The 22,075-nt window shown below is 64.1% G+C and carries 18 protein-coding genes; 5 read left to right on the top strand and 13 right to left on the bottom strand.

Translation table 11 applies throughout. From position 1 onward, the window contains the following. Window positions 1–58: 58 nt before the first annotated feature. The 11 genes from CSQ91_RS09670 to araD form a co-directional block, all read right to left on the bottom strand. Window positions 59–1,450 carry a porin gene (locus CSQ91_RS09670; protein ID WP_099388109.1) on the bottom strand — a complete coding sequence of 464 codons (1,392 nt, stop codon included), beginning with the start codon at window positions 1,448–1,450 and terminating at the stop codon, window positions 59–61. 65 nt (window positions 1,451–1,515) lie between these two features. Then, on the bottom strand, window positions 1,516–2,970 hold the full coding sequence (locus tag CSQ91_RS09665) for an NAD-dependent succinate-semialdehyde dehydrogenase (RefSeq protein WP_099388108.1): 1,455 nt from the start codon (window positions 2,968–2,970) through the stop codon (window positions 1,516–1,518). 23 nt (window positions 2,971–2,993) lie between these two features. Next, window positions 2,994–3,782 (bottom strand): SDR family NAD(P)-dependent oxidoreductase, encoded by a 789-nt coding sequence (locus tag CSQ91_RS09660; protein WP_099388107.1) that lies wholly within the window; start codon window positions 3,780–3,782, stop codon window positions 2,994–2,996. 27 nt (window positions 3,783–3,809) lie between these two features. Continuing rightward, window positions 3,810–4,718, bottom strand: a complete 909-nt coding sequence (locus CSQ91_RS09655; protein WP_034778562.1) for an SMP-30/gluconolactonase/LRE family protein — start codon at window positions 4,716–4,718, stop codon at window positions 3,810–3,812. Continuing rightward, window positions 4,711–5,598 (bottom strand): aldose 1-epimerase, encoded by an 888-nt coding sequence (locus tag CSQ91_RS09650; protein WP_099388106.1) that lies wholly within the window; start codon window positions 5,596–5,598, stop codon window positions 4,711–4,713. Before CSQ91_RS09650 ends, CSQ91_RS09655 begins: the two co-directional genes overlap by 8 nt. A 2-nt stretch (window positions 5,599–5,600) precedes the next feature. Beyond that, window positions 5,601–6,431, bottom strand: a complete 831-nt coding sequence (locus tag CSQ91_RS09645; protein WP_034755232.1) for a carbohydrate ABC transporter permease — start codon at window positions 6,429–6,431, stop codon at window positions 5,601–5,603. After that, a complete protein-coding gene (locus CSQ91_RS09640; protein WP_099388105.1) occupies window positions 6,428–7,342 on the bottom strand; it encodes a carbohydrate ABC transporter permease in 915 nt (304 codons plus the stop codon). Before CSQ91_RS09640 ends, CSQ91_RS09645 begins: the two co-directional genes overlap by 4 nt. A 76-nt stretch (window positions 7,343–7,418) precedes the next feature. Then, window positions 7,419–8,669, bottom strand: coding sequence for an ABC transporter substrate-binding protein (locus CSQ91_RS09635; protein ID WP_034778560.1), 1,251 nt, complete (start codon window positions 8,667–8,669; stop codon window positions 7,419–7,421). Window positions 8,670–8,715: 46 nt separating this feature from the next. Then, window positions 8,716–9,819, bottom strand: coding sequence for an ABC transporter ATP-binding protein (locus CSQ91_RS09630; protein WP_099388104.1), 1,104 nt, complete (start codon window positions 9,817–9,819; stop codon window positions 8,716–8,718). Window positions 9,820–9,894: 75 nt separating this feature from the next. Beyond that, the gene (locus CSQ91_RS09625; RefSeq protein WP_099388103.1) at window positions 9,895–10,707 is read right to left on the bottom strand and encodes an HpcH/HpaI aldolase family protein; all 813 of its coding nucleotides are present in this window, start codon (window positions 10,705–10,707) and stop codon (window positions 9,895–9,897) included. Window positions 10,708–10,745: 38 nt separating this feature from the next. After that, complete coding sequence (gene araD, locus CSQ91_RS09620; protein ID WP_373630474.1) at window positions 10,746–12,413, bottom strand: L-arabinonate dehydratase; 1,668 nt, start codon at window positions 12,411–12,413, stop codon at window positions 10,746–10,748. A gap of 408 nt (window positions 12,414–12,821) precedes the next feature. Here araD and CSQ91_RS09615 point away from each other — a divergent pair, with 408 nt between their 5' ends. The 3 genes from CSQ91_RS09615 to CSQ91_RS09605 all read left to right on the top strand — a co-directional run bounded on the left by CSQ91_RS09615 (window position 12,822) and on the right by CSQ91_RS09605 (window position 17,181). Next, entirely contained in the window at window positions 12,822–13,856 is a 1,035-nt protein-coding gene (locus CSQ91_RS09615) for a LacI family DNA-binding transcriptional regulator (protein WP_099388101.1), read from the top strand. 284 nt (window positions 13,857–14,140) lie between these two features. Beyond that, window positions 14,141–16,429 (top strand): 5-methyltetrahydropteroyltriglutamate--homocysteine S-methyltransferase, encoded by a 2,289-nt coding sequence (gene metE, locus CSQ91_RS09610; protein ID WP_099388100.1) that lies wholly within the window; start codon window positions 14,141–14,143, stop codon window positions 16,427–16,429. Window positions 16,430–16,680: 251 nt separating this feature from the next. Next, the gene (locus CSQ91_RS09605) at window positions 16,681–17,181 is read left to right on the top strand and encodes a hypothetical protein (RefSeq protein ID WP_099388642.1); all 501 of its coding nucleotides are present in this window, start codon (window positions 16,681–16,683) and stop codon (window positions 17,179–17,181) included. Between the two features lie 161 nt (window positions 17,182–17,342). Here the strand turns inward: CSQ91_RS09605 and CSQ91_RS09600 are convergent, their stop codons facing one another. Continuing rightward, window positions 17,343–17,531: a hypothetical protein gene (locus CSQ91_RS09600; protein ID WP_034781057.1), complete on the bottom strand. Its 189-nt coding sequence runs from the start codon at window positions 17,529–17,531 to the stop codon at window positions 17,343–17,345. Window positions 17,532–17,668: 137 nt separating this feature from the next. On the opposite strand from CSQ91_RS09600, the gene CSQ91_RS09595 reads away from it, so the two are divergent. Next, window positions 17,669–18,775, top strand: a complete 1,107-nt coding sequence (locus CSQ91_RS09595) for a transketolase-like TK C-terminal-containing protein (protein ID WP_143450990.1) — start codon at window positions 17,669–17,671, stop codon at window positions 18,773–18,775. Here CSQ91_RS09595 and CSQ91_RS09590 read toward each other — a convergent pair. After that, complete coding sequence (locus CSQ91_RS09590; RefSeq protein ID WP_099388098.1) at window positions 18,760–19,251, bottom strand: MarR family winged helix-turn-helix transcriptional regulator; 492 nt, start codon at window positions 19,249–19,251, stop codon at window positions 18,760–18,762. The genes CSQ91_RS09595 and CSQ91_RS09590 overlap by 16 nt on opposite strands. Window positions 19,252–19,385: 134 nt before the next feature. Here CSQ91_RS09590 and aceE point away from each other — a divergent pair, with 134 nt between their 5' ends. Next, window positions 19,386–22,061, top strand: a complete 2,676-nt coding sequence (aceE, locus tag CSQ91_RS09585) for a pyruvate dehydrogenase (acetyl-transferring), homodimeric type (protein ID WP_099388641.1) — start codon at window positions 19,386–19,388, stop codon at window positions 22,059–22,061. Window positions 22,062–22,075 lie beyond the last annotated feature (14 nt).

The raw sequence follows: 22,075 nt of genomic DNA, 5'->3' as shown, positions 1-22,075 counted from the left end.
GGCCGCCCTCATGGTGGCGTGGGGCGGGCCGGCGGTGCATCAACAAATAAGCACTAAATTAAAAGACGAGGAACATGCCGGCGGTCAGCTCGACGGGGCTGTAGCCGAAGTAGTTATTGTCCCCCCGGAACTGCAATACGCCCAGCTTGGCATGGCTGTTGTTGGCGATGCGCGTGGCATACGCGTAGAACGACAGGGTCGGCTGGAAGTTGTACAGGTAGCCCAGCGAGTAGGCTGTCGACGTGGGCTTGCCCACGCCATCGCCCGTGTTCGTGCCGAACGCGCCTTTGGCGTTGGCGCCGTCATAGCTGATGTGCGCCAGGCTGCCCTCGATGCGGTGCTTGCCGAGGTCGTAGGCGCCCGAGACGCCGAAGGCGTCGGCCGCATAGCCGCCCGCGTTCGACACGCGGTAGGAGGTGTAGGAGCCGCCCAAGGTAAAATCGTGCCACTTGTAGCGCGCGCCAACGATGTCCGTGACCTGGTTGCGCTTGAGGAAGTTCGGCGTGCCCCCCGTGCTGATGTCGTTGCTCTGCTGGTAATCCATGTGCGCATAGCCGAGGAACAGGTCGCCCTTCTTGTACAGCACGTTGGCGGCCCAGCTGCGGCCATCGTTTTCCAGGTCGGTGGCGGAAGACGCCTGCTGGCCGGCTGAATACGACACTTCCGCCGAGATGTTGTTCCAGGTGGGGCTGCGGTAGCGCAGCGCATTGCCGTAGAACAAGGCCGTGCCCGAATTGTTGCCGGCCAAACTCGTCGTCTTGCTGGCGTTGCCCGTGACGGGATCCTTCAGGTAGCGGCCCAGGGATTCGGGACGCGTGAGCGAGAACAGGGCGCTGAAGTCGTTGGCGCCGTAATTGTGCGCCGAGGCCAGGTCGGCGCCCAGCGAGACCCAGAACGGCGCCATGTACATGGTGCCGCCTTCGATCGAGCCCCAGGTGGTCGAGGCAAAGCCGACGGTGGAACCGCGGTTGAACAGCACGGACGAAGTGGTGTTGTTTTGCGTGCCGCCGCCCGCATTGCCGTTGAACAGGTTCAAGCCCGTCTCGACGCCGAAGATGGCCTTGTATTCATCACTGAAGACCCAGGCGCCCGTGAGGCCCAGGCGGCTGGCCATCTCGCCCTGGTTCAGGCGGTGGTTGGTCAGCTGGCGCCCGCTGGCATCCTTGCCGCGCGAAACTGTATAGCCGATGTCGCCACGGCCGTACAGTTTCCAGTTGAAGCCGGTGACCGGTTTCACGGGCGCCGCTGCCGGTGCGGCAGCCATCGCTGCTGCTGGTGCGGGCTGGGCCGCTTTCGCTTCCATCTGCGCCACCCGGTCCTGCAACTGGGCCAGCATGGCCTTCATGTCGCTCAGTTCGTCGGCGCGCGCGTTAGCGCTAACAAATGGTGCCGAGAGAAGCACGCCGGTGATGGCCGCAGCCAATGTGGTTTTGCGTAAAGTCGTTTGCATGATCTTGTCTCCTGTGTTTTTTATGAGTATGGTTGCTGATCCCTGCCTTGCCTACCTTGAAATAATCAAATCCCTCCCATGCACAAATATTTGATATCGAGGAAGTCGTCCATGCCGTAATGCGAGCCTTCGCGGCCCATGCCCGAATGCTTGACGCCGCCGAACGGCGCCATTTCATTGGCGATCATGCCCGTGTTGATGCCGACCATGCCAACTTCCAGTTCTTCCGCCACGCGCCAGACTCTGCCCAGGTCGCGGCTGTAGAAATAGCCGGCCAGGCCGAACTGCGTGGCGTTGGCCATGGCGACGACTTCCTCTTCGCTGCCGAAGCGGAACAGGGGCGCCAGCGGGGCGAAGGTTTCCTCGGTGGCGACCAGCATGTCGCTGTTCGCTTCCAGCACCACGCTGGGCTCGAAGAAGCTGCCGCCCAGCGCGTGGCGCTTGCCGCCGATGGCCAGTTTGCCGCCCTTGGCCAGCGCGTCGGCGATGTGCTGTTCGATCTTGCGCACGGCGTTTTCATCGATCAGCGGGCCTTGCGTGACGCCTGCTTCGGTGCCGGCCCCCAGTTTCAGCTCGGCCACCTTGGCCACCAGGCGGGCGGCGAAGTCGTCGTAGATGCCGTCCTGCACGTAGATGCGGTTGGCGCAGACGCAGGTCTGGCCGCTGTTGCGGTATTTCGACATCAGCACGCCTTCGACGGCCGCGTCGATGTCGGCATCCTCGAAAACGATGAAGGGCGCATTGCCGCCCAGTTCCAGCGACAGCTTCTTGATCGTGCCGGCCGCCTCGCGCGACAGCCAGGCGCCCACTTCCGTCGATCCCGTAAACGTGATCTTGCGCACCAGGTCGTTGTGGCACAGTTCCATGCCGATGGCCTGCGCCGCGCCCGTCACCACATTGAACACGCCGGGCGGCACGCCGGCGCGCAGCGCCAGTTCGGCCAGGGCCAGGGCCGACAGCGGCGTTTGCGACGCCGGTTTCAGGACCATGCTGCAGCCGGCGGCCAGGGCGGGGCCGGCCTTGCGCGTGATCATGCCGTTCGGGAAATTCCACGGCGTGATGGCCGCGCACACGCCGATCGGCTGCTTGATGACGACGATGCGCTTGTCGTTCGACGGCGGCGCGATCACGTCGCCATATGCGCGCTTGCCTTCCTCGGCAAACCATTCCAGGTAGGCCGCGTTCGAGACGATCTCGCCCTTGGCTTCCGCCAGCGACTTGCCTTGCTCGCTGGTGAGTATCAGCGCCAGGTCGTCCGCGTGCTGCAGGATCAGCGCATGCCAGGCGCGCAGCACCGTGGCGCGCGCCTTGACGGTCTGCTTGCGCCACAGCCGGAAGGCCGCGTGCGAGGCGGCGATGGCGCGTCGCGTCTCTGCGGCGCCCATGCGCGGCACGGTGGCGATCAAGGCGCCGGTAGCCGGGTTGGTGACATCGATGGTGGCGCCGTCATCGGCGTCGCACCAGGCGCCGTCGATCAGGCATTGCTGTTTCAACAGGCTTGCGTCTTGCAGGTTCAACATGAGGGTTCTCCTTGAATGGGGGCTTAGCCAGCTACAGATACTTGCGCGAGGCCGGCATCGACGATGATGTTCTGGCCCGTGATGCCGTCCGAGTCGTCGGCCGCCAGGAACAGGGCCGTGCGCGCCACGTGGCCCGCGTCGAGCCGGTATTTCAGGCATTGCAGTTCGATGAAGCGGCGGTCTTCTTCCGGATCGCGCCACAGCGCGGCCTGGCGGTCCGTGGCGATGGCGCCCGGGGCGATGGCGTTGACGCGGATATTCTGCTCGCCCAGTTCGCGCGCCAGGGTGCGCGACAGGCCCGCGATGCCCGCCTTGGAGGTGGTGTAGCCGACCAGGTTGGGGCGCCCGCGCATCCACGAGATCGAGCCCAGGTTGATGATGGAACCGCCGCCGGCGGCAGCCATGCCGGGCGCTACCTGCTGGATGGCGAACACGTGGTGTTTCAAGTTCAGCGCCAGGCAGTTGTCCCAGTATTCGGGCGTCAGTTCGGCCAGCGAATGACGGTCGTCGCGGCCCGCGTTGTTGAGCAGCACGCGGATGGCGCCAAAGCGCGCCTCGACGTCGGCCAGGCTGGCCTGGTAGGCGGCGATGTCGCGGATGTCGCTGTAGACAAAACAGGGCGCATGGCGGCACACGGGCGCCAGGCGCGCGGCCAGGGCGGCGCTGGCGTCGCGGTCGATGTCGCAAAAAGCCACTTGCGCGCCTTGCAGGGCGAAGTGTTCGACCAGCGCGGCGCCGATGCCGGAGCCACCGCCGGAAACGAAGACCACGCGGTCCTGCAGGCTGGGGTAGAGAGTGATGTTGGCGTTCATGCTGTCCTCAGGGTGAAGATCCGGATATCAATCCCGGTAAAGGGGTTCGGGGCGACCGGCCACGTCCAGGCGCACGGCAAAGAGGCCGCCGGCCTGCGGCTGGCGCGCCAGTTCGTCGTCGCTTGCGCCTTCGCGCGCGCTGGTGATGTACAGGGTGCGCAGGTCGGCGCCGCCAAAGGCGATCATGGTGGGGCGCGTGACGGGCACGCGCACGATGCCGATGATCTCTCCCTGCGGCGAAAAGCGCAGCACCCGGCCGCCTTCGTATTGCGCGCTCCAGTAGCAGCCTTCGGCATCGAGCGCCGCGCCATCGGGGCGGCCGCCGTAGACGGCGTCCTCTCCCTTGACGGGCAGGCGGGCAAACACCTTGCGTTCGCCCACCTGGCCGCTGGCCGCGTCAAAGGCGAAACGGTAGATCACGTGGTTCGGCGTGTCGGACTGGAACAGCGACTGGCCATCGGCCGCGAAGGCGAGGCCATTGCTGACTTTCACGCCAAGATCCTGTTGCGGCCCCCAGCCCAGGCGCGTGGCGCCCCTTTCCAGGCAAAACATGGCAGCCAGTTCCGCCGTGCGCGGTTCGTACATGGCGCCGGCCCAGAAACGCCCGGCGCTGTCGCAGCGGCCATCGTTGAAACGCATGTCGCGGCTGTCGTAGGGGGCGTCGGCCAGCTTGTCGAGCAAGCCTTCCTGCGGATAGAAGCGGTAGAAACCGTCGCGCAGGGCCGCCACCAGGCCGCCCTTTTCAGCCAGGGCGATGCAGCCCGGCTCGCACGGCACCCACCAGACGCGGTCGAGGCTTGTGGCCGGATCGTAGCGGTGCAGGCGGCGCCCGGCGATATCGATCCAGTACAAACACTGCTCGGCCACGCTCCACAGCGGGCATTCGCCCAGCTGGGCGCGCGCATCGAGCACGAGTTCAGCTTGCCATTCACGCATGCTGGCTCTCCTCGATGGCCAGGCGCATGGCGATGTGCAGACTCTCGCCGGGCGCCAGCAAGCGCATGCCGGTGTCACGCGCGCCGCGCGCGGCCAGCGCAAACGCGTTATTCGCGTGCGTGACGGGTTCGATGGCGATGAAGCTGCGCTCGTCGTTGGGCGCGAAGCACACGAGATGGCGGCAATTCTCGCTGGCCGACAGCTGCACGCTGTAGTCGCCGTAATCGAGGCTGGCGCGGCCCGTCCAGCCGCTGTAGCAATGGTCGCTGCGCCAGCCGGCCACCGGCTGCGGCGTGGCGAATGGCGACGCTTGCGCCACGGGCGCGAGGCCGGCCGGCAGGTGGTCATCGCCCATGCTCCACACGCCATCCCATTGCGCCTGCAGGCGCAGGCCTGGCGCCAGCGGAAAGTAGGGGTGAAAACCCAGGCCGGCGGGCATGGCGCGCGTATCGTCATTGCGCACGGATAAGGTCAGGCGCAGGCCGGCAGCGTCGAGCAGCACGGTTTGCCGCGCTTCGCAGGCGAACGGCCAGTCGGCCTCGCCGCCGTGCACCAGCAGCAGTTCGGCGCTGTCGTCCGCACGCGCCGCCACGTGCCAGGCGCGCTGCCAGCCGAAGCCGTGGATGCTGTGCGGCTCGGGCGGGAAGTTGGCGCGCAGCGCATGCGCCTGTTCCTGCGCCTGCAGCACGGCGTTGCCGATGCGGTTCGAATACGGCACCAAAGGGTAGCAGGCCATCTGCCGCACGTCGGCAGCGGCTGGCGCGGCGCGCAGGATGTCGCGCCCGCGCCAGCGGAAAGCCGCCAGCGCGCCACCCGTGGCCGGGTGGACGTCGGCGCGGCAGTCGCCGTGCGCCAGGGTGAAGGGAGGCTGGTGGTCCATTCTCAGCCCTTCAAGCCGCCCGAGGTCAGGCCGCTGACGACCTTTTCCTGGAAGATCACGATCAGCACGACGATGGGTACGATGGCCACCACCAGTGCCGCCGAAATGATCGGCCACGGGAAGGCGAACTCGCCCTGGTACAGCTGGATGCCGACGGGCAGGGTGCGGTAGGCCACGGCCGAATTCATCGACAGCGCCAGCAGAAACTCGTCCCAGGAATTCACAAACGCGAGGATGGCTGCCGTCGCCACGCCAGGCGCGGCCAGCGGCAGCACGATGCGCCACAGGGCGCTCAACCGGGTGCAGCCGTCGAGCATGGCCGCGTTCTCGATGTCGCGCGGGATATCCTGGAAAAAGCTCACCATCATCAGGGTGCAGATGGGCAGGTTCAGCACCGTGTACGGCAGCACCAGCGCCCAGTAGGAGTTCAGCAAGCCCAGGCTGCGCATGATCTCGAACAATGGCACCATCAGGGTCACCAGCGGGAACATCGACACGCCGATGATGGCGGTGAGGATCAGGCCGCGGAAGCGCAGGCGCAAGCGGGCAATCGCATACGCGGCCAGCGCGCTGATGAACAGGCTGAGCAGGGTCGACAGGCCGGCCACGATCAGGCTGTTGGTCAGGAACGTCAGCAGCGGCTGGTCCTGGAAGGCGGAGATGAAATTGCCGATGGTCGGTTCGTGCGGCCAGTAGGTGATCGGCTTTTGCGTCAGTTCGCTCTCGGTTTTCAGTGAGGTAAACAGGATCCACAGGGCGGGGAAGACGCCGTTGAGGATGACGATCGCGGCGGCGAACCAGCGCAGGCGCTTCGATGAAAACAGGCCGCTCATTCTTTGTCTCCTCTTACATATTTCAGATACACAAACGTGGTGGCCATCGACAGCAGGAACATGAAGACCGCCAGGGTCGAGCCGTAGCCCACGTCAAGGTAGTCGACGGTATTGGACTGGATGTACATGGCCAGGGTCTTGGTTTCGTCGCCAGGGCCAGGCATGTTGTACGGAATATCGAAGGACTGGATGGCCGTCAGGGTGCGGAAGATCAGCGCCACCAGCATCGATGGCACCAGCAGGGGCAAGGTCACTTCCGTGAATTGCTTCCATTTGCTGGCACCGTCCACTTCGGCCGCTTCATACAGCGAGGCGGGGATGGTCTGCAGGCCGGCCAGTAAAATGAGCGCCATGAACGACGATGTTTTCCAGATGGTCGTGATGCAGATGGCGGCCATGGTCAGCGCGGGCGAGTTGAACCAGATCTGCGGTTCCCAGCCCAGGCCGGGGATCAAGAGGTCGATGCGGCGGATGATGTCGTTCACCAGGCCGTATTCGCTGTGGAAGAACCAGGCGAAGATCAGGCCGACGAAGGCCAGCGGCAAGGCCCACGGAAGCAGCAGCGCCAGGCGCACGGGCCAGCGGTATTTGAACGGCATGTTGGCCAGCATGGCCAGGCCCAGGCCAGCCACCAGCGCGCCCGGCACGGTGACGACGGTGATGATGACGGTGTTTTTCAAGGACTTCCAGAACAGGCTGTCTTCCAGCGCCATCTTGTAGTTGTCCAGGCCCACGAAACTGGGCAGGCTGCCGCCGGACAGGCGGATGTCGAAAAAGCTGTTGTAGATCAGTTTGCTGACCGGGTAGGCCACGATCAGCATTAAAAAGAGAATCGCCGGCGTCAGCAGGACCCAGGCCAGCGTTGTTTCGCTGGGGTCCGTGATGCGGCTTTTCAGGGTGCGTTGCCTCATGATTTCCTCGTCTGTTGCGGTGTGCGTATGCGTGTGCCGCCCGCGCCGCCGTCGTGGCGGCACGGGTTCGGTCTCCTTAGCGCAGGATGCGCTTGACCCGGTTTTCGATCTCGGCCACGCCCGCCGCCGGCGTTTTCACGCCCGCCATCACGGCATTCGTGTTGACGCGCACGGCTTCGGACACTTCGCTGTAGCGCGGCGTGACGGGACGCGAACGGGCGCTTTGCACCACCGGCAAGGCATCGGCGAACCAGCCATTGACGGCCAGCACTTCCTTGTCCTGGTAGACGGACGGGTAGACGGGCAGGTTGGATGCCTTGATGGCCAGCTGCTTCGACACTTCCGGGCTCGACAGCCAACGCACCAGCTTGGCCGATGCTTCCTTGTTTTTCGAGAATGAAGACACGGCCCACTGCCAGCCGCCGATGCACGAGGCAGGTTTGCCGCCCGCCATGGCCGGCAGGCTGACGACGCCTACCTTGTCCTTTACGCTGCTGTCGGCGCCATCCTGGAAGTGGTTCCAGGCATAGCCCCAGTTGACGGCAAACAACACGTTGCCGGCCTGGAATTCCTTGCGCGTATCGTCGGTGGCCACTTCGGCGATATTCTTTTTCGCCACGCCCTGGTCGACCAGCTTGCGCCACATGGCCAGGCCCGCTTCCGCCTTGGGCTTGTCCAGGGTCAGCTTGCCATTGGTGACCAGTTCGCCGCCCTGGCTCCAGTACGGCAACAGGAAGGTGCAGACGGCGCCTTCGATGGCCTTGCCCTGGAAGCTGATGCCTTGCAGTTCCGGATTCTTTTCGCCGGCCTGGATGGTGCGCGCCACGCTGGCCAGCTCATCCCAGGTTTTCGGCGCCGCCAGCTTGTACTTGGCCAGCAAGTCCTTGCGGTAGTAGAGGAACATGGCGTCGGCAAAGGCGGGCAGGGCCACGACCTTGTTGTCGACCATATTGGCTTGCTTGTAGGCGGGCAAGTACTGGCCCATGATCTTGTCGCGGTCGGCGCCCAGGTATTTGTCCAGGCTTTCGATCCAGCCGGCCGACGCGTACTGGGCCGGGCGGATGATGTCGATCAGGAACACGTCCAGGGTGGTGTCGCCGGCCGACAGCACCGTGTTCAGGTATTTCTGCTGCAGTTCGGACGTGGCGCCGCCCGTTTCCAGGTCGATCTTGACGCCGGGATTGGCGGCCATGAACTTGGCGAACAGTTCGCGCATGACTTCGGGGCGCTCCTGGCCGCCGACGAACACCTTGACGGTTTGCGCGTGCGCGCCGGTGGCAAGGACGAAAGTGGCGCCGAGCGCCAGGACGAGGGATTTGATACGCATGATGTTGTCTCCTGTTTTTGGAATGGGTATGCCGGTCGTTCGCGGCTTATCTGGAGGGCAGTACCGCGCCCCCTTGCGGATCGAACAGATGGAATTTCTCCATGTCCAGCTGTACCGTCACTTGCTGTCCCGGCGCCAGGGCAAACGTGGGCGGCAGGCGCGCCGTCAATTCGCCGCCTTCGCACTGGAAGATGACCAGGGTTTCCGCACCCAGCGGCTCGACCACCACCACCGTCGCGGCCAGGGCGGCGCTGGCGGGACTGGCCGCTTCCAGCGTGATGTCTTCCGGGCGGATGCCGAATTCCACCGCGCGGCCGTCGAGCTTGCCGCACGCGGCCTGGCGCTCCGGCGGCAGGGCCAGGCGCGCCGCGCCCAGCACGATCTCGGCCTGGCCGGCGCCGTTGCGCGCCACCTTGGCGCCGAGGAAGTTCATCGGCGGCGAACCCGTGAAACCGGCGACGAATTTCGACACGGGCTCGTTGTAGATCTGGTCCGGCGTGCCGACCTGCATGATGTTGCCGCCAGACAGTACGACGATGCGCTCGGCCAGGGTCATCGCCTCGACCTGGTCATGCGTGACGTAAATGGTGGTGGCGCCGATGCGCTGGTGCAGCTTCTTGATTTCCGTGCGCATTTCCGAGCGCAGCAGGGCGTCCAGGTTCGACAGCGGCTCATCGAACAGGAACAGCTTGGCCTGGCGCACGATGGCGCGGCCCATGGCCACGCGCTGGCGCTGGCCGCCGGACAGGGCGCGCGGCTTGCGGTCGAGCAAGTGGTCGATTTTCAGGATGGTGGCGGCGGCGCGCACGCGCTGTTCGATTTCCGCCTTGGGGAACTTGCGCAGTTTCAAGCCAAAGCCCAGGTTGTCGAACACGGACTTGTGCGGATACAGCGCATAGTCCTGGAACACCATGGCGATGTCGCGTTCGCGCGGCGGCAAGTCGTTGACGACCTGTCCTTCGATGGAGATGGTGCCGCCCGTGATCGATTCCAGGCCCGCGACCATGCGCATCAGTGTTGATTTTCCGCAACCCGAAGGGCCCACGAAGACGACGAACTCGCCTTGCTTGATTTCCAGGTCGATGCCATGAATGACTTCGACGCCGTTGTCGTACTTCTTGACGACCTTTTCCAGTTTTACACCTGACATGCTTGTCTCCAAAAGATGCGAATGACGCGTCTGAGCGCGCTACGTGCGTTGCAACAGTGCGTTGCAACAGAATAATTAGTAGGCTCCCGTGTCGAGGGCTTTCGCCAGCGACGGTTTCAGGGCCGTGATAAAGGCATTGGCCTGGCGCATCATCATGCCCATGTCCGAAGCGATGGCCACGTAGTCATAGCCGTAACTGATGAAAGTGTGCACCATTTCCGGCGAGGGGCCGACAATGCCGATGGGTTTGCCGATGGCGCGCGCGCGGCGCGCCGCGTCGGCAATGGCCGTCTGCACGTCGGGGTGGCCGATATTGCCGATATGGCCCATGGCGGCCGACAGGTCGCCCGGTCCCACGAACAGGGCGTCGACCCCATCGACGGCGGCGATTTCTTCCAGCTGCGCCAGGGCGGCCGGGGTTTCCAGCTGGATAATCGAGAAGACGGCGCCGTTGGCGCGCGTGGCGTAGTCGGGCACGGTGCCATAGCGGCTGGCGCGGTGCATGGCGGCAAAACCGCGTGTGCCGGGAATGGCCTGGCCCGGTTGCGGATAGCGGGTGGCGGCCACGGCGCTGCGCGCTTCGGCCACGTTTTCCACGAACGGGAACATCAGCGTTTGCGCGCCGATGTCGAGCGCGCGCTTGATCTGCACCAGGTCGTTCCAGGCCAGGCGCACGACGGGGCAGGCCGGCGTGCCGCCGATTGCCTGCAGGATCTGGTAGGCGTCCTGGTAGTCGATGGGCACGTGTTCCATGTCCAGCACCAGCCAGTCGAAGCCGGCGCAGCCCATGGCTTCGGCCGTCACGGGCGTGCCGGCCATCAGCCAGCTGCCCAGCGGTACTGCTTTGTCCGCCAGCAAGGCGCGGAAACGGTTGTCCAGGATATCCATAGTTGTGCTCTCTAATATAGGTAGGGAAGGCGGCGGCGTCAGAAAATCGGCGGCTCCGGCGTGGCGGCGTTGCCCAGCAAGAAGTCCAGGTCGCAGCCCTGGTCCGCCTGCGTCACGTGTTCCATGTACAGCTTGGTGTAGCCGCGCGCATATTTTTGCGCCGGCGCCTGCCACTCGGCGCGGCGGCGCGCCAGTTCCTCGTCCGTCACCTCCATGTTCAGGGTGCGCGCGGCGATGTCGAGCACTATCATGTCGCCGTTGCGTACCAACGCCAGCGGACCGCCGACGGCCGCTTCGGGCGTCACGTGCAGCACGCAAGTGCCGTAGTGGGTGCCGCTCATGCGCGCGTCGGAGATGCGCACCATGTCGCGGATGCCCTGCTGCAGCAGCTTTTTCGGCACCGGCAGATTGCCCCATTCCGGCATGCCTGGCGCGCCGATGGGGCCGCCATTGCGCAGGATCAAGACCGTGTTTTCATCGATATCGAGGTCGGGCGCGTGGATCTGCGCCAGCATCTCCGCGTTCGAGTCGAACACGAGGGCGCGTCCCCGGTGTTTGGCGAACTTCGGATTGGCGGCCGATGGCTTGATGACGGCGCCGCCAGGACACAGGTTGCCGCGCAGCACGGCCAGCGCCGCGCCATCGGCCACCGGCTGCGACACCTTGCGGATGACGCTGTCGTCCAGGCAGACGGCATCGGCGATGTTCTCGCCCAGGCTGCGGCCCGTCACCGTCAAGGCCGTCAAGTCCAGCTGCGGCATGATTTCCTTGAGCAGGGCCGGCATGCCGCCCGCATAGAAGAAATCTTCCATCAGCTTGTCGCCGGAAGGGAACAGGTTGGCGATGACCGGTACTTTTTGCGCCATCGCATCCATTTCATCGAGCGACAGGGCCAGGCCGGCGCGCCCGGCGATGGCCACCAGGTGGATGGCCGCGTTGGTCGAGCCGCCGAGCGCCATGTAGGCGGCCACGCCGTTCGACAGCGCGGCGCGGGTAAAGAAGCGCGACGGCTTCAAGTCTTCCCACACCATGCCGACGATGCGCTCGCCGCATTGCGAGGCCATGCGCACGTGGTTGGCATCCATGGCGGGGATGCTGGTGGCGCCCGGCAAGGTAAAGCCCATCGCTTCGACGATGGACGTCATGGTGGACGCCGTGCCCATGGTGTTGCAGGTGCCGGGCGAGCGCGTCATCTTCGCTTCCAGCTTGATCCACTCGGGCTTGGCGATGTCGCCGGCCACGTAGTCGTCCCAGAATTTCTTGGTATGCGTGCCCGCGCCCACGCTCTGGCCGCGGTAGCGGTCGTTGAGCATGGGGCCGGCAGGACAGAAGATGGCGGGGATGTCCATGCTGATGGCGCCCATCAGCATGCCTGGCGTCGTCTTGTCGCAGCCGCCGAGCAGCACGGCGCCGTCGATGGGCAGCGAGCGCAGCAGCTCCTCCGTTTCCATGGCGAGGAAGTTGCGGTAGATCATGGTGGTGGGCTTGACCATCACTTCGCCCAGCGACAGGGCCGGCAGCTCGACGGGGAAGCCGCCGGCCAGCAGGATGCCCCGTTTGACGGCTTCGGCCCGCTCGCGCAGGTGCGAGTGGCACGGCGACAGGTCGCTCCAGGTATTGATGATGGCGATGACTGGGCGGTCGAGGAATTCCTCGCGGCGCAAGCCCATCTGCTGCAAGCGCTGGCGGTGGGCGAACGAGCGCATGTCGTCTGGGGCCAGCCAGCGCTGGCTGCGCAGGGATTCCAGCGTGCGGCGGGAGGTAGCGGAGCTCAATGTGTGTCCTTTTTGGTTGCCTGGCGCGCTGCGTATGGCGTTCCAGTGCGGCTGTCTCGGGTCTTGCTGTCAGTCTTTGTTAGCGCTAACATTGCAAGTACAGCGAAATATAATTTGAATCGCCGGGGGCTGTCAACAGATTTAATGCAGGGGGAATGCGCGCAGCCATTACACTATCGGCATGATTTCATTGGCGCCAATTTCCAGGGTGGAATTTCTGCGGCCCGGCCGGCGCGCGTTGCGGCACGCCGCGGCGCTGCGGCGCCACTCTGGCATCCCCTGTGCAGCCCGCCATGGCATGATGCATGGTGATCACCGATTTTTGAGAAGGCAGTACCCATGAACGACCCAGTACGCAAGCGGCGCGGCCTCGGCCGCAGCACCGTGTTCGATGTGGCCAAATTGGCACAGACCTCGGCCATTTCCGTGTCGCGCTATTTCAAGGAGCCGGACCGCGTGTCGCAGGAAACGCGCGAGCGCATCAAGAGCGCCATCGACCAGCTCGGCTATATCCGCAACGAGGCGGCCGGCGGCCTCGCGTCGACCCAGGGCCGCATCGTGGGCGCCATCGTGCCCAGCGTGTCGAATTCCATCTTTGCGGAAACCATCCAGGGCTTGTCGACTACCTTGTCGCAGCACAATTACCAGTTGCTGCTGGCCACCCACGATTATTCGATCGAGACGGAAGAGAAGGTGGTGCGCGCCTTTCTCGGCTGGTCGCCGCGCGCGCTGGTGCTGACGGGCGCCGACCACAGCGCCGCCACGGAAACCTTGCTGGCGGGCTTGCAGATTCCCGTCATCGAAACGTGGGATATCCGCCCCGAGCGGCCGTATCCGCAAATCGGCTTTTCGCATATCGCCACGGGGCGCGACATGACCTTGTACCTGCACGCGCAAGGCTACCGGCGCATCGTGTATGTGGACAGCGGCATCGGCAGCGATTTCCGCGCGCGCAAGCGGGCCCAGGGGTATGAGGAAACCATGTGGCAGCTGGGTTTGCGTCCTGAAATCGTGCAAGCTGTGGTGACGGCGCCGCTCGACGCGGGCGGGCAAGTATTCAGCGAGCAAATGGCGCGCGCCGAACGTCCCGACGCCCTGTTTTTTGCCAACGACAACATGGCTGCCGGCGCCATCTACGAGGCGGCGCGCCTGGGCATCCGCATTCCCGAGCAATGCGCGGTGGCGGGCTTTGGCGACTTCCCGTTCTCGGAAAAACTCATGCCCGCGCTGACGACGATCCGCGTACCGCGCTATGACATCGGCCGCCTGGCTGCACAGGCCATCCTGCAGCGCCTGGGCGAAGTGGACGAGGGCGCCGCGCCGCCAGCCTTGGCGCCGCTGGCCTACCAGCTGATCGCGCGGGCCAGCGCCTGACGGCCACGGGTGACGGCAGATATTGATGAATCATATTTCCATCATCACAACATGCAATTGGATAGCTATGCTGCGATGCGGCATCATGCACTTGTCTCCTCTACTTCCTCACAGGAATTAGATTCAGCCCGCTCCCGCAGCGGGCTTTTTTTTGCCTGTGCCCCGCCGCGTTCGAGCCTGGTCTCACATGAATATTAATAATGGATGCATGAAGTTTTACCATTATTTTTCATGGATGAAAGCCTCTATGATGTCTCCATACTTCACCAGGAGGCACTACCGCCATGACCGTCACAACACATAATCTGGGCTACCCGCGCATCGGCGCCAAACGCGAACTGAAGTTCGCACTGGAAGATTACTGGAAGGGCCAAAGCAGCCTGGACGCGCTGGAAGGCCATGGGGCCGAACTGCGCCAGCGCCACTGGCAAGACCAGAACGGGCTGGACCTGGCGCCCGTGGGCGACTTTTCCTTCTATGACCAGGTGCTGGACCTGAGCTTTACCTTGGGTAATTTGCCGCAGCGCGTGCGCCACTTGACTGGCGCAGCGCTCGACAACTATTTCCGCGTGGCCCGTGGCCGCTCGGCCAGCGACAGCGATTGCAGCTGTATTCACGCCGGTGAAATGACGAAATGGTTCGACACCAATTATCACTACATCGTGCCGGAATTTGCGGCCGATACGCAGTTCAAGCTCGACAGCAGCCGCCTGTTGCAGCAACTGGCGCAAGCGCGCCAGCTGAATGTAAAGGCCAAGCCTGTGCTGATTGGCCCTGTCACCTATTTGTGGCTGGGCAAGGCCAAGGACGACTCCGACAAGCTGGCGCTGCTGCAAGGCTTGCTGCCCGTCTATGTGCAACTGTTGCAGGAACTGGCCGCCCAGGGCGTGGAGTGGGTGCAGATCGACGAACCGGTACTCGTCACGGAACTGGGCAGCGCCTGGCAACAGGCGCTGGTCACGGCCTACGATGCCTTGAGCAAGGTCAACAACGTCAAACTGCTGCTGGCCACGTATTTCGGCAAGCTGCAAGATAACTTGGCACTGGCGTGCAAGCTGCCCGTGCAAGGCTTGCACCTGGATGCCGTCAACGCCCGCGAGGAAGTGGCGCAAGTGATCGCGCAATTGCCTGCCGCCAGCGTGCTGTCGCTGGGCGTGGTGAATGGCCGCAATATCTGGAAGACGGATTTGACGGAAGTGCTGGCGTGGCTGGAACCCGTGCACGCCAGCCTGCAGTCGCGCCTGTGGATCGCCCCGTCGTGCTCCCTGCTGCACGTGCCCGTCGACCTGGACAGCGAGCAACAGCTGGATACGGATATCCGGTCGTGGCTGGCTTTTGCCCGTCAAAAGCTCGATGAAGTGCGCACCCTGGCCGGTGCGCTGAATAATGGACGCGCCTCCGTGCAAGCGGCGCTGGACGTCAATCAGGCCGCTGTGCAAGCGCGCCGTCAGTCGCCGCGCGTGCACAATCCGGCAGTGAAGGCGGCCGTGGCCCGCATCGGCGCAAGCCTGGGCCAGCGCGCCGGCAACTATGCCGTGCGCGCCGCCAAGCAGGCTGCGCTGCTGCAACTGCCGCTATACCCGACGACGACCATCGGCTCGTTTCCGCAGACGGCGGAAATCCGCCAGGCCCGCAGCCAGTTTCGCAGCGGCCAGCTGGATGCAGTTGGCTATAAAAAACTGATGCAGGCGGAAATCGCGCATTGCGTCAAGGAACAGGAAACCCTGGGCCTGGATGTCTTCGTGCACGGCGAAGCGGAACGCAACGACATGGTGGAATATTTCGGCGAACAGCTCGACGGCTACGCCTTCAGCCAGTTCGGCTGGGTGCAATCGTACGGTTCGCGCTGCGTCAAGCCGCCCATCCTGTTCGGCGACATCAGCCGCCCGCGCGCCATGACGGTCGAGTGGAGCACCTACGCCCAGTCGCTGACGGACAAGCCGATGAAGGGCATGCTGACGGGCCCCGTCACCATCCTGAACGGGTCTTTCGTGCGCGACGACCAGCCCCGTTCCGTGTCGTGCCACCAGCTGGCGCTGGCCATGCGCGCCGAGGTGCAGGACCTGGAACAGGCCGGCATCCGCGTGATCCAGATCGACGAAGCGGCCTTGCGCGAAGGTTTGCCACTGCGTAAAGCCCAGTGGGCCGAGTACCTGCGCTGGGCCGTGGAATCGTTCCGTATCACGGCCAATGGCGTGGCCGACGAGACGCAGATCCACACGCACATGTGCTATTCGGAATTCAACGACATCATCGCGCAGATCGCCGACATGGATGCGGACGTCATCACCATTGAAACGTCGCGCTCCGACATGGAATTGCTGGATGCCTTCGATGACTTTAACTATCCGAACGCAATCGGCCCTGGCGTCTACGACATCCACTCGCCGAATATTCCTGGCCAGGAACAGATGGTCAAACTGATGCGCAAGGCGGCCGAGCGCATTCCCGCCCAGCGCCTGTGGGTCAACCCCGATTGCGGCCTGAAGACGCGCGGCTGGAAAGAGGTGATCCCCGCTCTGGCCAACATGGTGGCGGCAGCGAAAACCTTGCGCGGCGATAACGTGGCATAAGGATCGCAGGGGCAGGGGAGGCCGCTATGGCTGAGATATAGAACAATCGTATTTCTGTCATCACAACATGCAATTGGATAATGATGCTGCAATGCGGCATCATGCATCTGTCTCCTCTACTTCCTCACAGGAATTAGATTCAGCCCGCTTCCGTAGCGGGCTTTTTTTTGCCCTTGCGCATTATCGTGCAGGCCTCCACCGCTTCATCGCTTAAGATACCGTTGCCTGACCATACCCAAGGAGACAAGTTGATGATGCCTTTGCTTCGCGCCGCCGGCATGCTGGCGCTGATGGCGCTCGGTGCCTGTTCGGGGAACAAGCACCCGCTTGAGCGCCACCTGGCCCAATTGCGACCGGTCACGGTCGCAGCGTTGCCTGATATGGGCTGGCCAGCCGGCACGATGCTATGCCCGATGGGTGTTTATGAGAGCGGGATCAGCGACTCTGCGCCTCATGCGGATCGCGTTAACGCATTCCTGAAGCACAAGCAATTCCTGGGCGATGAGGGCCTTTGGTCGCTCATCGTTGTCAAACCGATGCCCGAAGGGGACGCCGGAATCGAGCAGTTGCTTTTCAAGCGCGCAGACTATGACGTGATCAATGATCCGCAACGCATCGAGCGCGATGCGGAGACAGTGCCAGCGGGGTTTGCGCCGCACGCTTGCGTAAGCGTCGAGCAAGCCCGCGTGCTGGTGACGCGCGAACAACGGTCGCATCGAAAGCTCGTCATTTTTGGAACGGCCCGGACGTGATATTGATAAAACATATTTCTATCATCACAACATACAATTGGATAGCTATGCTGCGATGCGGCATCATGCATCTGTCTCCTCTACTTCCTCACAGGAATTAGATTCAGCCCGCTCCCGTAGCGGGCTTTTTTTTGCCCGCGTCATGCGTCATGCGTGATGGGCTACAGCACATTCGCCGCCACGGCGGAACTGTAGTTGCGCGCCAGCGCCGCGATGATGGCGGCCATCGCCTGCGGGTTGTCCGTGGCGCCGAAATGCGCGGCATACAGGCGCTTGGCCGCTTCGACTTGCGCATTCGTCAGTTTCACGGCGTAGGCCATGCGCACGGTTTCAGAATTGTTCAGCGTCATTTTTCACCTTGAAGGCAGGAACTCCGGTTGGCTCTCGTGTCCCTTGCTCGCGCAAAGGATTGCAACTACAATAATTGCATTTGCAATCGTATAGGCAATGTCTGCCTTGCGCAAGTGATACGGAAATAGGAGCCGCCATGCAGTCACCCCATTTATTTCCCCATTCTCCACTGCCAGGCGGCGAAACGGGCGGTGCCGCCCATGCCTGCATGGCCGCGCTGGCGCCAGCGTCGGGATTGCCACTGGTACATGCTTCGCCGCGCCGCGCGCTGGGCGCCATGGCGGGCAGCCTGAAGCAGGGCGGCGCCGTGGTGGCGCGGATGCGCAAGGTGGGCACGCACGCGCCGCCGTTCTCGGACGGCGACGCATGGGAAGTGGGAGCGTCCGCGGGTGCCTGGGCTGTGCGCTACCGGCATGGCGCGACGCAGGCGGAAAAGCCGTTGCTCTACCTGTGCAGCCCCGCCTCGCTGCCGGCCTTGCGCGCGGTGCTGGCCGAGTCGGGTGAGCGTGGCATCGTCTGTAATGATGCGGAAACGCAAGCCTCGCACTGGCCGAAAGGCGTGCCCCCCGCGCTGCCCGCCTGGCTGGCCGCGCAGCACAATTGCATGCCGTTCGACCCGGCGACGGGCGAGGAAGTGCGCGCCATCCTGCGCTCGGCACTGGCAACGCTGTACCTGGAACAGCAGCCTGGCTATTACTACCTGGCCACACATGATGAAGATGACGATGCGGTGGCGGCGCCCTTGTCGGCCGCCGATGCGGCAGCGGCCAGCCTGGGCATGTACCGCGTGTCGCCGCCGGGCCCTGCACCAGGCCGGGTGCGCCTGTGCGGGGCGGGGAAGATGCTGGCCGTCGTTGCCGATGCCGCCCGCCTGCTGAAGGAGGACTGGGATATTGCCACGCAAGTGTGGAGTTGCCCCAGCTATACGCGCCTGGCGCGCGATGCGCAGGCGGCGGAACAGTGGAACCTGCTCCACCCGCGCGCCACGCCAAGGTTGGCCCATGTGCGGCGATGCCTCGATGACAGTGCCGCGCCCGTCATCGCCGTCACCGGCTATGGGCAGCATATCGCGGGCCAGATCGGCGGCTGCGTGCGCGGGCGTTTTATCGCCGTCGGTGCCGATACCCGGATGGAAACGAGTGCGCCATGGCTGGCCGTCACCGCGCTGAAAGCCCTGGCCGACGATGGCGCGCTGCCGGTGCAGTTCGTCGATTACGCGCTGCGGCGCTACGCCTTGCTCTGAACCTTGCTCTGGCCTGCGCCGCGGGCCGCCTCGGCGGCGCGCGCGAGGGCGGCGCTGAAGTCCTGCTGCTCGCCGCTGTCAAATTGCGCCAGGAACAGGTCGGCCACCGTGGCCTGGTACACGGCCCACATTTGCTTGCGCAGGATCTTTCCGTCTTCCGTGATGGAGACAAAGGCGGCGCGCCCGTCTTCCATCGAGCGCGTGCGCGTCACCAGCCGGTCCGTTTCCAGCTTGTCCACCAGGCGCGTGAGGTTGTAGCGTTCGATGGCCAGCGCATCGGCCAGCTCGTGCATGCGGCGCGAACCGTCCGGGCCGCTTTCGAGTCCCCACAGCACGTCATACCACGCATACACGGGCAGCTTGGCCGCCGCCAGACGGCGTTCGATCTCGCGGATCATCAAACGGTGCGTGCGCACGAATGAAAACCACAGGTCGGGCGCGGTTGCGGACTTGCTTGCAGGCTCAGTTGCAGACATCGGTATTCCTCCAGATCGATCACAGTTGCAAATGCAATTATAGCGCGATACAATGGTCGGCATAACGATTGCAAATGCAATGATTGCAATGGCAATCGATCATGACGATGTATGCCCACCCCCAGGAGACTGCCATGACCCCATCCCTCGCTGTACCCGATATCGATCCGCAGGAAACCAAAGAATGGCTGGAGGCGATGCAAGCCGTCGTCGCCGTGGAAGGGCGTCCGCGCGCCCACTACCTGCTCGACCAACTCGTCGATCATGACGCCGCGCAGCACGGCGGCATGCCCGGCCGCGTCACCACCGCCTACACCAACAGCATCGCCACGGCGCGCCAGCCCGCTTATCCGGGCGACCTGGCCATCGAGCGCCGCCTGAATGCCTACATCCGCTGGAACGCCATGGTGATGGTGCTGCGCGCGGCCAGGCACTCGAACGTGGGCGGCCACATCGCCACCTACCAGTCGGCGGCCGTGCTGTACGACGTCGGCTTCAGCCATTTCTTCCGCGGCCATACGGACCAGTTTGCCGGTGACCTGGTCTACATCCAGGGCCATTCCGCGCCCGGCATCTATGGCCGCGCCTATCTGGAAGGCCGCATCACGGAAGCGCAGCTGGACAATTACCGCCGCGAAGCGGGCCGCGAGGGCTTGTCGTCGTATCCGCATCCCCGTTTGATGCCGGATTTCTGGCAATTCCCCACGGTATCGATGGGACTGGGGCCGCTGACGGCCGCCTACCAGGCACGTTTCATGCGGTACCTCGAGTACCGCGGCTTGAAGGAGCACCAGGGGCGCAAGGTGTGGGCTTTCCTCGGCGATGGCGAGATGGACCAGCCAGAGTCCCTGGCCGCCATCTCCCTGGGCGGCCGCGAGCGCCTGGATAACCTGATCTTTGTCGTCAACTGCAACTTGCAGCGCCTGGATGGCCCCGTGCGCGGCAACAGCAAGGTCATCCAGGAACTGGAAGGCACCTTCCGCGCGGCGGGCTGGCATGTCATCAAGGTCATCTGGGGCGGCGGCTGGGATGCTTTATTGCAGAGCGACACGAGCGGCTTGTTACGTCAGCGCATGATGGAATGCGTGGACGGCGATTACCAGACCTTCAAATCGCAGAACGGTGCGTATGTGCGCGAGCATTTCTTTGGCAAGTATTCGGAACTGCTGGCGCTGGTGGCGCACATGACGGATGACGAAATCTGGCAGCTGACGCGCGGCGGACACGATCCCGAAAAAGTCCACGCGGCCTATGCGGAAGCCATGCGCACGACCGGCCGGCCCACCGTGATCCTGGCCAAGACCGTCAAGGGCTTCGGCATGGGCGAGGCGGGCGAAGGACAGAATATCAACCATCAGCTGAAAAAGATGAGCGCCGACGCCGTGCGCGCGTTCCGCGACCGCTTCGCCTTGCCCGTCAGCGATGCGCAGCTGGAAGACATGCCCTATCTGAAACCGGCACCGGACAGCGAGGAAGCGCGCTACTTTGCCGCGCGCCGGGCACAGCTGGGCGGCTACATCCCGGCCCGCATCAGCAAGGTGGCGCCCCTGCCCATACCGCCGCTGTCCGCGTTCGCCACCCAGCTCAAGGATAGCGGCGAGCGGGGCGCGTCCACCACCATGGCCTTCGTGCGCATCCTCGGCACCCTGCTGAAAGACCCTGCCCTGGGCAAGATCATCGTGCCCATCGTGCCCGACGAATCGCGCACCTTCGGCATGGAAGGCCTGTTCCGCCAGATCGGCATCCATTCCTACCTGGGCCAGCTGTACACGCCGCAGGATGCGGGCCAGCTCAGCTATTACAAGGAAGCCAAGGATGGGCAGATATTGCAGGAAGGCATCAATGAATCGGGCGCCATTTCCTCCTGGATCGCCGCCGGCACGTCGTACAGCAACCATGGCCTGGCCACCATTCCGTTCTACATCTTCTATTCGATGTTCGGCTTGCAGCGCGTGGGCGACCTGGCCTGGGCGGCCGCCGATGCCCGCACGCGCGGCTTCTTGCTGGGCGCCACGTCGGGCCGCACGACACTGATGGGGGAGGGACTCCAGCACGACGATGGCCACAGCCACGTGCTGTCGTCCGTGATTCCCAACTGTATTTCGTACGATCCCACCTATGCCTACGAGCTGGCCGTGATCATCCACGACGGCATGCGCCGCATGTTTGCCGAGCAAGAGGATATTTTCTATTACATCACCTTGCTCAACGAAAACTATCCGCACCCGGCCATGCCGGAAGGAGCCGAGGCGGGCATCCTGCAGGGGCTGTATCTGCTGCAGGAAAGCCCGGCAGCACCCACGGCAACCACGCCGCGCGTGCAGCTGATGGGCAGCGGTTCCATCCTGCGCGAAGTGCTGGCCGCCAGCGTGCTGCTGCAGCAGGATTTTGGCGTGGCGGCTGACGTGTGGAGCGCCACCAGCCTGACGCAAGTGCGGCGCGACGGCCTGGCCGTGCAGCGCTGGAACATGCTGCACCCGGACAGCGCGCCCCGCGTGCCATATATCGCGCAATGCCTGGCCGGCCGGCAAGGCCCGCTGGTGATCGCCACCGATTACATGAAGATCGTGGCCGACCAGGTGCGCCCCTTCGTGCACGACCGGCGCTTCGTTGCCCTGGGCACGGATGGCTTCGGCCGTTCCGATACGCGCGAATCCTTGCGCACCTTCTTTGAAGTGGACCGCCATTTCATCGTGCTGGCCGCCCTGACGGCGCTGGCTGACGGGGGCCAGCTGCCGCGCAACAAGATTGGCGTAGCCATCGCCAAATACGGCATCGACGTGGAAAAACTTGATCCCGCGTCCGTGTAACTTTTCGAGGAGTA

Source organism: Janthinobacterium sp. BJB301, assembly GCF_002735685.1.
GTDB lineage: Bacteria > Pseudomonadota > Gammaproteobacteria > Burkholderiales > Burkholderiaceae_D > Janthinobacterium > Janthinobacterium lividum.
This window is presented reverse-complemented; position numbering and strand designations above follow the sequence as displayed.

Coding starts and splice junctions, on each gene's coding strand:
- CSQ91_RS09670 (WP_099388109.1), bottom strand. CDS start 1,450: ATGCAAACGACTTTACGCAAAACCACATTGGCTGCGGCCATCACCGGC.
- CSQ91_RS09665 (WP_099388108.1), bottom strand. CDS start 2,970: ATGTTGAACCTGCAAGACGCAAGCCTGTTGAAACAGCAATGCCTGATC.
- CSQ91_RS09660 (WP_099388107.1), bottom strand. CDS start 3,782: ATGAACGCCAACATCACTCTCTACCCCAGCCTGCAGGACCGCGTGGTC.
- CSQ91_RS09655 (WP_034778562.1), bottom strand. CDS start 4,718: ATGCGTGAATGGCAAGCTGAACTCGTGCTCGATGCGCGCGCCCAGCTG.
- CSQ91_RS09650 (WP_099388106.1), bottom strand. CDS start 5,598: ATGGACCACCAGCCTCCCTTCACCCTGGCGCACGGCGACTGCCGCGCC.
- CSQ91_RS09645 (WP_034755232.1), bottom strand. CDS start 6,431: ATGAGCGGCCTGTTTTCATCGAAGCGCCTGCGCTGGTTCGCCGCCGCG.
- CSQ91_RS09640 (WP_099388105.1), bottom strand. CDS start 7,342: ATGAGGCAACGCACCCTGAAAAGCCGCATCACGGACCCCAGCGAAACA.
- CSQ91_RS09635 (WP_034778560.1), bottom strand. CDS start 8,669: ATGCGTATCAAATCCCTCGTCCTGGCGCTCGGCGCCACTTTCGTCCTT.
- CSQ91_RS09630 (WP_099388104.1), bottom strand. CDS start 9,819: ATGTCAGGTGTAAAACTGGAAAAGGTCGTCAAGAAGTACGACAACGGC.
- CSQ91_RS09625 (WP_099388103.1), bottom strand. CDS start 10,707: ATGGATATCCTGGACAACCGTTTCCGCGCCTTGCTGGCGGACAAAGCA.
- araD (WP_373630474.1), bottom strand. CDS start 12,413: ATGCGCTCGTTCGCCCACCGCCAGCGCTTGCAGCAGATGGGCTTGCGC.
- CSQ91_RS09615 (WP_099388101.1), top strand. CDS start 12,822: ATGAACGACCCAGTACGCAAGCGGCGCGGCCTCGGCCGCAGCACCGTG.
- metE (WP_099388100.1), top strand. CDS start 14,141: ATGACCGTCACAACACATAATCTGGGCTACCCGCGCATCGGCGCCAAA.
- CSQ91_RS09605 (WP_099388642.1), top strand. CDS start 16,681: ATGATGCCTTTGCTTCGCGCCGCCGGCATGCTGGCGCTGATGGCGCTC.
- CSQ91_RS09600 (WP_034781057.1), bottom strand. CDS start 17,531: ATGACGCTGAACAATTCTGAAACCGTGCGCATGGCCTACGCCGTGAAA.
- CSQ91_RS09595 (WP_143450990.1), top strand. CDS start 17,669: ATGCAGTCACCCCATTTATTTCCCCATTCTCCACTGCCAGGCGGCGAA.
- CSQ91_RS09590 (WP_099388098.1), bottom strand. CDS start 19,251: ATGTCTGCAACTGAGCCTGCAAGCAAGTCCGCAACCGCGCCCGACCTG.
- aceE (WP_099388641.1), top strand. CDS start 19,386: ATGACCCCATCCCTCGCTGTACCCGATATCGATCCGCAGGAAACCAAA.